The 12,083-nt window shown below is 44.9% G+C and carries 11 protein-coding genes and 1 tRNA gene; 11 read left to right on the top strand and 1 reads right to left on the bottom strand.

Annotated elements, in window-relative coordinates:
- The first annotated feature begins 214 nt into the window (after nucleotides 1-214).
- The 3 genes from ACMXYN_RS04870 (at nucleotide 215) to ACMXYN_RS04880 (ending at nucleotide 3,214) form a co-directional block, all read left to right on the top strand.
- On the top strand, nucleotides 215-1,291 hold the full coding sequence (locus ACMXYN_RS04870; protein ID WP_415893746.1) for a TRAP transporter substrate-binding protein: 1,077 nt from the start codon (nucleotides 215-217) through the stop codon (nucleotides 1,289-1,291).
- Nucleotides 1,292-1,374: 83 nt separating this feature from the next.
- Nucleotides 1,375-1,911, top strand: coding sequence for a TRAP transporter small permease subunit (locus ACMXYN_RS04875; protein WP_415883834.1), 537 nt, complete (start codon nucleotides 1,375-1,377; stop codon nucleotides 1,909-1,911).
- Between the two features lie 13 nt (nucleotides 1,912-1,924).
- Nucleotides 1,925-3,214, top strand: coding sequence for a TRAP transporter large permease (locus ACMXYN_RS04880; protein WP_415883835.1), 1,290 nt, complete (start codon nucleotides 1,925-1,927; stop codon nucleotides 3,212-3,214).
- Between the two features lie 113 nt (nucleotides 3,215-3,327).
- Here ACMXYN_RS04880 and ACMXYN_RS04885 read toward each other — a convergent pair whose 3' ends face one another.
- Nucleotides 3,328-4,191 (bottom strand): DUF4922 domain-containing protein, encoded by an 864-nt coding sequence (locus tag ACMXYN_RS04885; protein ID WP_415893747.1) that lies wholly within the window; start codon nucleotides 4,189-4,191, stop codon nucleotides 3,328-3,330.
- A gap of 73 nt (nucleotides 4,192-4,264) precedes the next feature.
- Between ACMXYN_RS04885 and ACMXYN_RS04890 the strand changes: the two genes are divergently transcribed.
- From ACMXYN_RS04890 to ACMXYN_RS04925, 8 genes are all read left to right on the top strand, one after another.
- Entirely contained in the window at nucleotides 4,265-5,620 is a 1,356-nt protein-coding gene (locus ACMXYN_RS04890) for a cache domain-containing protein (protein ID WP_415883837.1), read from the top strand.
- A gap of 19 nt (nucleotides 5,621-5,639) precedes the next feature.
- Nucleotides 5,640-6,284: a response regulator gene (locus ACMXYN_RS04895; RefSeq protein ID WP_415890598.1), complete on the top strand. Its 645-nt coding sequence runs from the start codon at nucleotides 5,640-5,642 to the stop codon at nucleotides 6,282-6,284.
- A 319-nt stretch (nucleotides 6,285-6,603) separates the two neighbouring features.
- Nucleotides 6,604-8,718, top strand: coding sequence for an ATP-binding protein (locus ACMXYN_RS04900; RefSeq protein ID WP_415893748.1), 2,115 nt, complete (start codon nucleotides 6,604-6,606; stop codon nucleotides 8,716-8,718).
- Nucleotides 8,715-9,077, top strand: a complete 363-nt coding sequence (locus ACMXYN_RS04905) for a response regulator (protein WP_415893749.1) — start codon at nucleotides 8,715-8,717, stop codon at nucleotides 9,075-9,077. The genes ACMXYN_RS04900 and ACMXYN_RS04905 overlap by 4 nt, the downstream gene beginning before the upstream one ends.
- A gap of 14 nt (nucleotides 9,078-9,091) precedes the next feature.
- Nucleotides 9,092-9,550, top strand: coding sequence for a chemotaxis protein CheX (locus tag ACMXYN_RS04910; protein ID WP_415893750.1), 459 nt, complete (start codon nucleotides 9,092-9,094; stop codon nucleotides 9,548-9,550).
- Between the two features lie 103 nt (nucleotides 9,551-9,653).
- Nucleotides 9,654-9,730, top strand: a tRNA-Val gene (locus tag ACMXYN_RS04915).
- Between the two features lie 138 nt (nucleotides 9,731-9,868).
- Entirely contained in the window at nucleotides 9,869-10,273 is a 405-nt protein-coding gene (locus ACMXYN_RS04920) for a hypothetical protein (RefSeq protein ID WP_415893751.1), read from the top strand.
- A gap of 329 nt (nucleotides 10,274-10,602) precedes the next feature.
- Nucleotides 10,603-12,018, top strand: coding sequence for a xanthine/uracil/vitamin C permease (locus ACMXYN_RS04925; protein WP_415883841.1), 1,416 nt, complete (start codon nucleotides 10,603-10,605; stop codon nucleotides 12,016-12,018).
- Nucleotides 12,019-12,083 lie beyond the last annotated feature (65 nt).

The raw sequence follows: 12,083 nt of genomic DNA on the forward strand, positions 1-12,083 counted from the left end.
GTACGTCATCTAAGTAATCTATCTAGTACTTATGCGCATTTATCCCAATATCGGGGTATGGCATGCTGTGTAAGACTATAAGAGCTAGCATGGTTATAGTTTTAGGCATGTTAGCTGTGGTCGTAGTTGGGGTGGACAGGAGATTATTTCAGGTGCGACCACACTTATATGACGGTTTAAAAACGCGGATTATAGAGAGAGGATGATAATAAAAATGTTCAAAATGACTTTTCCTAAGCAGTTAATTACTGCAGCTGCATGTACTGCAGTACTGGCTACGCCAGCAATGGCTGCTGACAAGGTATACAAGCTTAAACTGGCAGAAACTTGGCCAACTAACTTCCCTGTTTTTGGTGATGCGACTAAAAACATGGCTAAGCTGGCTGAAGAGATGTCTAACGGCCGTCTTAAAATTCAAATCGACTCTAAGAACAAGCACAAAGCACCACTAGGTGTTTTCGATATGGTTCGCTCTGGTCAGTACGATATGGGTCACTCCGCGTCTTACTACTGGAAGGGTAAAGTACCAAATACGCTTTACTTCACGACTATGCCATTTGGTATGACTGCACCTGAACAGTACGGTTGGTTCTACTACGGTGGTGGTCAGGAACTAATGGATGAGGTTTACGGCAAGTTCAACCTAATGTCCTTCCCTGGTGGTAACACTGGTAACCAGATGGGCGGTTGGTTCCAGAAAGAGATCAACTCTCTGGACGACCTAAAAGGTCTGAAAATGCGTATCCCTGGCTTCGCGGGTGAAGTTCTAGCTAAGCTAGGTGCGAAACCAACTAACATTCCAGCGGGTGAGCTTTACACTGCACTTGAGCGTCGTACGATCGATGCATTGGAGTGGGTAGGTCCTTCTCTTGATCTACGTATGGGTTTCCACAAGATCGCTCCTTACTACTACACTGGCTGGCATGAGCCTGCGACTGAACTTCAGTTCTTGATCAACAAGAAGAAGTTTGAGCGTCTACCAGCTGATCTTCAGCAGATCCTTAAAACAGCAATGCGTACTGCGGCGTACGATATGTACATCCAGTCTTACCACTCTTCTGCTGAAAACTGGGCAAGCATGAAAACTGAATTCCCGAACATTCAGGTTAAATCTTTCCCAGCTGAAGTAATCGGCGCAATGCGTAAAGCTAACGATGAGCTACTTGCTGAAAAAGCAGCAGCTGACCCACTAGCTAAGAAAATTCTTGAGTCTCAGTCTGCGTACATGGAAAAAGCACGTGCATGGACAGATATTTCTGACAAAGCTTACCTAAACAGCTTGTCTAAGTAATCGAGTCGTAAGAACCCCCTCGTTGGTGCTCTGGACATTGTCCCGATCCGGGGCACCAACTTCTTAATCTTCTAGGAGAAATCATGTTTCTAGTGAGACTGGAGCAGGTGATCAACAGCTTTTCAGATTTGATGGGCAAGATCTCTGCAGTTCTATTTGTAATCATGCTGTTCAATGTCTTTATCGACGTTGTAATGCGCTATGTCTTTAATGATGTCTCCATCGGGATGCAAGAGTTAGAGTGGCACCTATATGCAGCAGTATTTCTATTAGGTGTGTCTTACACGTTACGGGTCGGTGGCCACGTACGTGTTGACCTGATCTACGAACGTTTATCAGGCAAAACCAAAGCAATGATCGATATGTTGGGTTGTGTATTTCTACTCTTCCCGTTCTGTGCCCTAGTAGGTTGGTACGGTATCGATTTTGCGCGTGAATCATTTGAATTAGGCGAGACCTCGGGCGATCCGGGTGGTCTTCCTTATCGTTGGATTATCAAATCCGTTATCCCTTTTGCTTTTTTTGCCATGTTAATTAGCGGTATCGGTTTGTTCCTTAAATCTTTAAACATCTTCTTGGGCAACACCAAAGAAGATCATTACCAACCACCACAGCACTAAGGGGCGTTTAGTAATGATTGGTATTATTATGTTTGTTGTGGCGCTGCTGATGCTGCTTGTCGGCTTCCCAGTTGCCTTTACCTTTGGTGGTGTAGCGCTGTTCTTTGGTGTTTTTGCTGAAGGCGCTGAAATGTTTGCTTTCATGCCGTTCCGTATTCAGAGCATTATGGAAAACACGGTATTGATGGCGGTTCCTCTATTTATTTTCATGGGTATCGTTTTACAGAAAACTCAATTGGCTGAGCAGTTGCTTGAGTCCATGGGTAAACTGTTTGGTGGTGTTCGCGGCGGTTTGGCAATCTCTACTGTATTAGTAGGTGCGTTGCTGGCGGCTTCTACCGGTGTTGTAGGTGCATCTGTTGTAGCAATGGGTCTGATCTCACTACCGGTAATGTTGAAGTACAAATACGACAAGTCACTTGCCTGCGGTACGATCTGTGCGTCGGGTACGCTGGGTCAGATCATCCCGCCATCGATCATCCTTATTATCTTGGGTGATGTACTAGGTATCCCTGTAGGCGATCTATTTAAAGCAGCGGTAGGCCCAGGTCTAATGCTGATCGGTATCTACGTTGTTTACATCCTAATCTACAGCTTTGTTAAGCCAGAAGCGGCACCAGCACTGCCTCTAGACGACGATGTTGACAGCAAGCGTGAACAGTACATCAAAGCGCTTAAAGCGATCATTCCACCATTAGCGCTAATCTTGATTGTATTGGGTTCTATCTTCGCAGGTATTGCGACACCGACTGAATCTTCTGCACTAGGTGGTGTAGGTGCGATTGTATTGGCGGCTATGTACCGTCAGTTCAGTTGGAAGATGGTTCTCGAATCTGCGACTGAAACGGTAAAAGTTACAGCGATGGTATTTGCGATCCTGTTGGGTGCAACAGCCTTCTCTATGGCGTTCACTTACACAGGCGGCGACTACATTGTTGAGGAAGTTCTATCTGATCTACCAGGTGGTGCTCAGGGCTTCTTGATCCTATCTATGCTTGCGATCTTGATTCTAGGTTTCTTCATCGATTTCGTAGAGATCAGTTTCATCATCGTACCGATCTTGGCACCGGTTGCAGATGCGCTAGGTATTGCACCTGTATGGTTTGCGATCCTAATCGCGATGAACCTACAAACAAGTTTCTTAACTCCGCCATTTGGCTTCAGTCTGTTCTACCTCAAAGGTGTTGCGCCACCTAATGTGCAGACAATGGATATCTATAAAGGTGTTATGCCTTTCATCCTGATGCAGGTAGCGGTTGTTATCTCAATCCTCGTATTCCCAGGATTCTATGGTTTGGCGTAAGACGGTTGAGTGGCCGTTATCACTCTTCTCTCTGGGTGGGTAACCGCCCAATTAATGGTTCATTCCCATTTGCCCCGTTTATCGGGGCGCTTTTTTGTCTGGGGTTAGCTGTTTTATACAAGTAAACCGCTAACTTCTGACAGCGCTTTGCAAAGCCCTTGTCGCGTAATTAGCTCGGCTTGGGCTTTATCCTTTACCAAGATAGATCCCACAAAGGCTAGCGCATTCAGAGAAATACCTTCAAAGGATTCCTGCTTACGTGGCACCACCATCATCCACTCATGAGTGAGTAGAAGATTATGTGGTGGCACGGTTTTATCACCCGAGCTTTCTAGAGACAGTGTCGTGCGTAGTCGATCATACAAATGTTGTAATTGAGTTGCTGAATCCTCAGGTGTGTGCCCGTCGAAGAGATCATTAGGCAGGGCGAGTGCCGCATGTTCGAAGGGGAGGGAATCTAACTTTCGTGGTACTTCATCATGAAGTTGCTCAAGCTGCGAGCTGAAGGGGATTAGATTATCTGCGTTTTCATCTAGCTGAATTAACTGTAGATGTTTGTGAGCTTGGCTTGCACCGGCTTCGGCTGAACTATTATAAAAAGCGAGCGCCGGGCCTTGGGTTAAGCATTGATATAAGGCGCTAAAATCCTCGAGCGAAAGAAGAATGTTTTGCTGCTCAAAGTGATTGGTTACTAACAGCAGATGCTGCTCTAAGACGTTAAACTTGTTCAGTAGTAACTTATGATTGTCACCCACAGGGCCAACATAAAGATTCGGTTCGTGGGGAAGAAAAGGGTCATTATTTGATGTCGCTGAGTTGGCTTTAGCCTTATCTTTTAAGCTGGATAATTGTCTTAGCTGAAACTGTAGCTCGCCTTCTTGAACCTTATGCGATGAGGTGGTCAGGCTTTTTAACTCGCCGCGGCGAGACGCCGATGTGTAAAGCACTTCAGCCTTGGACCATAGTGAGAAATCCATGGAGTGTTATACCCCGCATCCTTTATACTGGAACCTTAACTATCAGCCGAAATGATCAGGAAAGCTAGTACCAATGAAACGGGTTACAGCCTCTTTAAAAACCAAAATTCTACTGCTTTCCATTTTGCCACTCGTGATGGTGACTGTGGCTGTTACCATGATCAGCTTGACCCAAGCCAAGCATCTCTCTGAGCAAGAGATTCACACCTTCGAAGAAAACTTACTGCGCTCTAAACGCCAAGAACTACAAAACTACGTAGAGCTGGCGATGAACTCAATTGAGCATATAGTCAAAGATGCTCAGCCGGGGGATAAAGTTGCTGAGGAAAAAGTTAAAAACATTCTCGATGGCCTGACCTACGGCGAAGATGGCTACTTCTTTGTCTATGACCGTCAGGGCGTTAACTTGGTCCATCCGATTCAACATGAATTGATCGGTCAAAACCTGATGGATCTTAAAGATGAAAACGGCAAGATGGTGATCCGTGATCTCATCGAAGTGGCGAAAAAAGGCGGTGGTTTTTACCGCTATGTTTGGAAAAAGCCTTCCAAGGGCGATCTGGAAGATAAGCTCAGTTATGTGGTCGAGATCCCCAAGTTTAACTGGATGATGGGCACCGGTTTATATATCGATGATATTGCCAAAGAGGTTGCTTCAATCCGGCTTAAAGTAACCCGTAATATTCGTAATACCTTCTTTACCGTTGTGGTGATTTTGGCGGGTACTATCATCGTGATTGCCTTAGTGGGTATCGCAATCAACATGCATGCCTCTCAACTTGCCGATAAACGCTTACGCGAACTTGCTCACAGTTACGTGCAGTTCCAAGTGAGCCAACGTCGTAACTTTGCTCGAGAACTCCACGATGGAATTAACCAGCTAATGGTATCGGTTAAGTTTAGGTTGGAGCTTGCGAGAGATAAGCTACTCAAACAGGATGAATCGGCCGCCAACGATCTGAACAAAGGCTGCGACGTCCTAAACATGGCAATTCAAGAAGTAAGACGTATCTCCCACGATCTACGTCCTATACAGCTTGATGATCTAGGCTTAGAGTCAGCACTGCACAGTATGATCGCTGAGTTTTCTGAGCGTACCGGCATACAGACCAATATCCGTTTAGAACTGCCTGAACAACGACTGCCAGATGATATCGAAATTACTATGTACCGAATCGCCCAAGAAGCGCTGACCAATATCGAAAAACACGCAGAGGCTACTCAAGTAGGGCTGCGCATTTGGTCGCGAGAAGGGTATATTTGGGTCGAAGTAACGGACGATGGCAAAGGGTTCTCTCCAGGGAAGACAGCTTCGGGCATCGGCTTACTAAATATGCGAGAACGTACTGAACTGTTAAGTGGACGTTTTGGTGTGAAAAGTAAAATAGGGGCAGGTACGCGGATTCGTGCAGGGTTTACAATTCTTTAACTTGAATACAGTGGATAATATGAAAATACGTGTCGTGTTAGTAGATGATCATCCATTAGTGTTAGATGGCATTAGTGCACGTTTAGAAGGTGAAGAATCACTGGAAGTGGTGGGCATGGCTAATGATGGCAAACAGGCACTTAAGCTCGCTGCCGAAGTGAAGCCAGACGTCGTGCTTATGGATGTCTCCATGCCTGTGATGAATGGCTTTGAAGCTACCGAACGATTCCGTGAAGAACAGCCTGATATCAAAGTGCTGATCTTAAGCATGCATGATGATCGTGAATACATCGTTAAACTGATCAAATGCGGCGCTGCCGGTTATGTCTTGAAGGATGTCTCCTCAGAAGAACTTATCTCAGCTATCGAAACCATCTATCGAGGCGGCACTTACTTTAGCTCGGGCGCATCTCAAGCACTGTTCAGCCAGTTTGAGCAAGCGGTACCTGTGGCAGTTGAAGAAGAACAAGAGCCATTAACGGGTCGTGAAAAAGATGTACTTAAGCTGGTGGCCGAAGGCAACAGCAATAAAGAGATTGCGCGCGAGTTAGATATCTCTGTTCGTACAGTAGAAACCCACCGTCAAAATATCAAAAATAAACTCGATATCCACACTGCAGCGGGCCTAACGCGTTACGCGATAGAGAACAACTTGGTGGATTAGTTTTTAAGGCTATAGAGACACGATTATCAGACCAGCCTTTTCTAGGTTGGTCGAGCCTTCACTTGGGATAACTAGTTAACACTGTATTAGTCGAAAACTTTATATCTAAAATAATTCCTAAAATAGCGCACATTCTGCCTATCGCACCAAAACAACGCTGCCTGCGATCTACTTAACTTTCCGTTTTCCTTCCTGAATTACCCACTAACCCTCATAAGGCCCCGAATTCTTAGAAAATGTAGCGGCTTAGGGGCTACGCGAGACTTGGCATAGATATTGATTCCACACCGCAAACTTAGATGAATTGTAGGAACCCTTTATGTTCTTCAATGAATACTTCGGTAAGTATCGCGCCATTGTGATTTCGGTCGCGATGTTTATCTTTCTCGATTTAGGTGTGCTCGGCCTTAACTTTTATATTTCCAGTCAAATCGCTGATGATGCGGTTAATGTGAACTTGGCGGGTCGTCAGCGAATGCTTTCACAAAAAGCTGCCAAGGCACTGCTGTCCTATGAAAGTGCGTTAGCGCAAGGGCAAACGGGACAGCGGTCTTACGATGAGATGCAAGGCGCAGTAGAGTTATTCGATCAAACGCTTCTAGCTTTTTCTACTGGTGGTTTTACCAAAGACGCGACGGGCCGTGAGATATTTTTGGAGGCGGTAACGACTGATAAAGCAGTTAGTGCGGTGAATGGTAGTCTTAGAATTTGGGAGCCGATCCGGAAAAGTTACATCAGTTTAGGGAGTGAAAATTCAGTAAACAATACTGTACTGGCACCTTTAGTGCGCTTGTCATCACAAAATAACCTTAAATTACTTACCCTGATGAATGACTTAACCGTTGAATTGGAAACAGTCGCAAAACAAAAATCCGATACTCTACGTTGGGTGCAAGCAAGCGCTATTACTTTGGCCATTGCTAACTTCTTTCTGATCTTATTTCACTTCATTGGCCAGCTTCGACAAAGTGATGCGCAAACAGAAGAGGCCCGCAAAGAAACCACCGAGATATTGGACACAGTACATGAAGGCCTTTTGCTGCTAGATTCAGACTTGAATATCAGTAATCAATACTCACAGTCAGTCAAAACTATTTTTGGAGAAGATGATATTGCAGGCATGTCCTTCAGCAATCTTCTGCATAAGATTGTTGTTGGCGATGATATGACAACCACCGAGGAGTACATCAAACTCCTGCTAAATGAAAAAGTAAAAGAGAATTTGATTGTCTCGCTTAATCCACTGGCTGATGTTGAAATCAGTGTGTCTGATGATACTGGGCAGTACAGCATTAAGCACCTCTCATTCCGGTTTAACCGTACCATCGAAGATGGTCATATCAGCCATATCCTCGTAACTGTATCTGACATCACTGAAACCGTAGTTTTACGTCAATCTCTAGAGCAATTACGTGATAACCAAGGGATGCAAATAAGCGCATTGCACAAGCTAGTACACCTTGATAACGACACGATGACATTGTTTTTAGACAGTGCAGAAAAAGAGCTGCATGCGATCAATGACCTAATGAAAAACGCAGGCGATAACAGCAATCTAGGTGCTGTTTTAGATGATAGCTTCCGTAAGGTCCATCGGGTTAAAGGGGACGCAGGGGCGCTTGAATTAGTGCAGCTCTCATCAGCGGCGCATAAGTTTGAAGAGCGTTTAGAAACACTTCGAGAAAAAAACCATCTGAAAGGGAGCGACTTTTTACCGTTAACACTCATGCTGGACGATATGCTCAAGCTTATCTCAGAACTACACGAGATAGGTGACTTGTTGCAGAGTCTCCGCGTACAGCAGCAAGGGAGCCATATCGCGAGTGAAAACCAACCGACAGCCTTACCTCTAGACGAAACTCAGATAAAGCGTCTCGCACAACGTATCGCCCGTGAATATAACAAAGAGATCGATATCAGCTTTGATCTGGAAGCTATTAACACTCTTTCTCAAGAACAAAGAATGTTGGTGCAAACCAGTGTGGTTCAATTGGTGCGTAATGCAGTAGTTCATGGCATAGAAAGCACAGAGGAGCGCTCAATAGCAGACAAAGCCAGAGTAGGGAAAATACAGGTTTCAGCTTTGCAAGAGGAACAAGGCTTACGCATCAGCGTTAAGGATGACGGTCATGGCCTAGATGTGGATAAGATAAGTAAACGCGCACTCAATAAAGGCTTGCACACAGCTGAGGAGTTAGAAAGTTTCAGTCGTACTCGTTTGATGGGGCTTATCTTTAAACCAGGCTTTTCCACAGTCGAAGTTCAAAGCGAACATGCGGGGCGTGGCGTTGGAATGGATTTAGTGCGGGTTAACGTCAATCGACTTGGCGGTAAAGTTCGCATAGGTAACCAACTGAAACGTTACTGTGAAATATCATTTTTAATCCCTTCTTCACAGCTAACAACAGATCAACTTACCACGGAGGTTGTATGAAGCGATTACTCATCGTAGATGACTCCGCCATCATCCGCCGTCGAATCGAACGTGCTCATGGTCTAGAGCATTATGAAGTCATAGGTACCGCAAATGACGGTCGAGAAGCGGTCAAAATGGCCCGTACTATGCAGCCGGATATGATTACTATCGATCTAACCATGCCTGCCATGGATGGGACTGTTGCTATTCCTCTTATTGCAGAAATTTGCCCAGATGCCCGTATTTTAGTGGTCTCAGCTTTGGCTGATAAAGGCACGGCTATAGGTGCTTTAGCTAGCGGGGCACAAGGCTTTCTATGTAAGCCTTTTACCGACGAAGAACTGGCCGCTGCCCTCAAAGAACTAGACCAAGATTAAGGTAGTACCTCGAAATGAACAAAACGTTTGAACAAGAAACGATCGAAGTTTTTATCAACAGTTTGGAGCACTTCTATCAGCAAATTAACCTCGATGAGATCGAGATTGGCGTGCCTTATCTACTTGATTCTAATGAACCTATTGTTGAGGACTTTACGGGTATTATTGGTATTTCGGGGCAACGCAAAGGCTGCGTTTACTACACATGCCCACGTGCGATGTTGAGCTATATCTTAATCGCAATGGGAGAGAATGAGGTCTCTAATGATCACTTATGTGATCTAGCAGGTGAAATAGCGAATACCATTGCTGGTAATGCGCGTAAGTTTTTTGGGGCCGAGTTTTTAATCTCTGTACCGGTAGTGTTACAAGGCGAACCTGAAAAAATTAACCTCCCTCAAAATACCCGTTGCATAGTTATTCCTACTAAATGGCAGTTTTACGAATCTATCATTGTTGTTGCACTTGAATAGCTTGTTCAGAGTCCGAGGATATTTCCTTTTTACTGCTTGATCCAAGCAAGTGGCTGCGTATAATACGCCAACACCTGATTGCAACTTATCGCGATACAGATATAGGACTATAGCTCAGTTGGTTAGAGCGCTACCTTGACATGGTAGAGGTCGGCAGTTCGAATCTGCCTAGTCCTACCAAGTTTTAAAGAAGCCCGCACTTGTTGCGGGCTTTTTGCATTTTACGACATACCATCCTTGAGCGAGCTTATAAATCCGTTGTTGCAACCCTGTCTATAATGATTGAGATAGTGAATTAGATATTAAGTGAGTTGAAGTATGGGTTATAACCCGCATGGTCATTACGAGTTATGGGTTGAAGGCACGACTTTATTTGCCAAAGTAAGCGGCTCATGGAATATGGAATGTGCGCAGGAGTTTGAAAAGGAATTTATGGCACTAGCGAAGCACTTTTCAGGTGGCTGGGGGCATATTGTTTGCCTAAATGACTGGGAGTTAGGAACCTTAGAGGTTTCGGAAGTCATTGAGCGGTTAGTCGAGTGGTGTATCGTAAATGGCCTTGAAAGAGCTGCGAATGTTTATCAGCCTTCTGCTCTGAAACATGCTGTTATAAATAAGATGATTGTTTCTGAGCAGGATGGTTTTGTGCGTGCTGCTTTTGACAATTTACAAGATGCTGCTGACTGGCTGACCGAAGAGGGGTTTCCTACAGCTATAGAGTAAGTTTTTGATATTAATTTCTGTCCCTTCCTAAGAAAGATACTCAATCTTTATTGTTTTGCACCGCCAAAAAAATCCGAATATTCCCGTATTTTCCCTGCCTTTACACCTGCTTATTAAAGATCTGTATGCATTTGTAATCTTTTGTAACATTCTGTTTTTATTTGTAATGCTTTGTTTTGATTGGGGAAAACCCTAATACTTTAGGGGTGTTTTTTTACTAAAGTAGAATGCTCTAATGTCGCTTACTGCGTTGCAGCAAATTATGGTGGCTCCACCTAGGTCAGGATGAGTGTTTTCTGATCAATCTTTAACGCAGCAAGGTGGACAAAATGGCACTGATAAAAAGAAGTCATGGAGCTGAGCACCCGTATTGGGGGTTCGGGCCATTCAAAATTCGACTACCGCTAGTGCATTACCGTTTAGAGACCCCAGAGATTATTCAGGGCTTGGTGATGTTCGTTGTAGGTTTGGCAATGATTCCATTACTGGAGAAGTATTTGGGTATGCCGTATGAAGCTGCCCTTGCTTTCACGTTTATTGCTGGCCTTGGTTATATTCTTCCGGCCTTACTGGGTGTACCTCTGGTTCCGGGCTGGATTACACCGGCGATTCCAGTGGTCATTCTTTACCTTAATGGTTTTGAACCTGGTCCTGAAGCGATCAAAGCGATGTTTGCTTTGCAGATTGAGGTGACACTGATATTCCTTATCTTGGGGGCGACAGGTTGGGGCTCTAAGTTGGTTAATGTTATCCCTAACTCCCTGAAAGCCGGGATCATCATTGGGGCGGGTATTGCTGCGATGATGGGCGAACTTAAGGTAGGTGGCCGAATTGATGCGACGCCGGTCTCTCTTATTGTTGGTTCTATTATTTCTGCTTATGTGTTGTTCTCGCTATCGTTTAAAAACGTGATTGATTCCAATCCATTAGCCAAGAAAATTGCAAACTTCGGCATGGTGCCGGGTATGTTGATTGCGATGGTTGTGGGTTGGTCTGTGGGTGAATATCCGCTGCCAGCAATTGAGTGGGGCATCACTCAACCCGATTTCGCTTTGATGGCTGAGTATCTTGTCTTTGCGGTTGGTTTCCCTGATTTAGATGTTTTCTTATTAGCTATTCCGACAGCCATTATTGCTTACGTAATCGCTTTTGGTGACATCATTGTTGGTTTTACCTTGGTAGATCGTGTTGACCATATTCGTGACGATGAGAAGATCGAATCTAGCGTAGACCGCGTTCACTTAGTAACTGCGATCCGTAACGGTATTCACGCTTTCTTTGCACCGTGGCCGGGTTTGGCAGGGCCTTTATGGACTGCTGCACACGCGACAGTTGCTGAGCGTTATGCGATGGGCCGCAAAGCGATGGATTCTATCTACAGTGGTGGTGGTACGTTCTGGATCACGGGTTTGGTTGCGCTGTTTATCTTACCTCTAGTGACTCTGTTTAAGCCTGTATTGCCAATCGCGCTATCGCTGACGTTGGTGCTGACGGCTTATATCTGCATCATGGTAGGTATGGAACAGTTGAAGAACCCAACTGAGCGTGGTGTTGCAGGTATTGTTGCAGTAACACTAGCGATGCCTGATCCAAAATCTACAGTGTATGCGGTAGGTATTGGCTTGATTTTGTACTTCCTGATTGAGCGTCCAAAACTGATGGGTAAGCACAATCCAGGGGATGAGGTCATATTTGCTGATGGCGATGATGCCCAGCCGAAACAAAAGGAAAAAGAGATAGCTTAAACCGTTTAGGCTTTAGAGCCCGATCTGTTGATCGGGCTTTTCTTTTGTTAGTTCGTGCCTGCCTG

This window comes from Neptuniibacter sp. PT8_73, assembly GCF_047778045.1.
Lineage (GTDB): Bacteria > Pseudomonadota > Gammaproteobacteria > Pseudomonadales > Balneatricaceae > Neptuniibacter.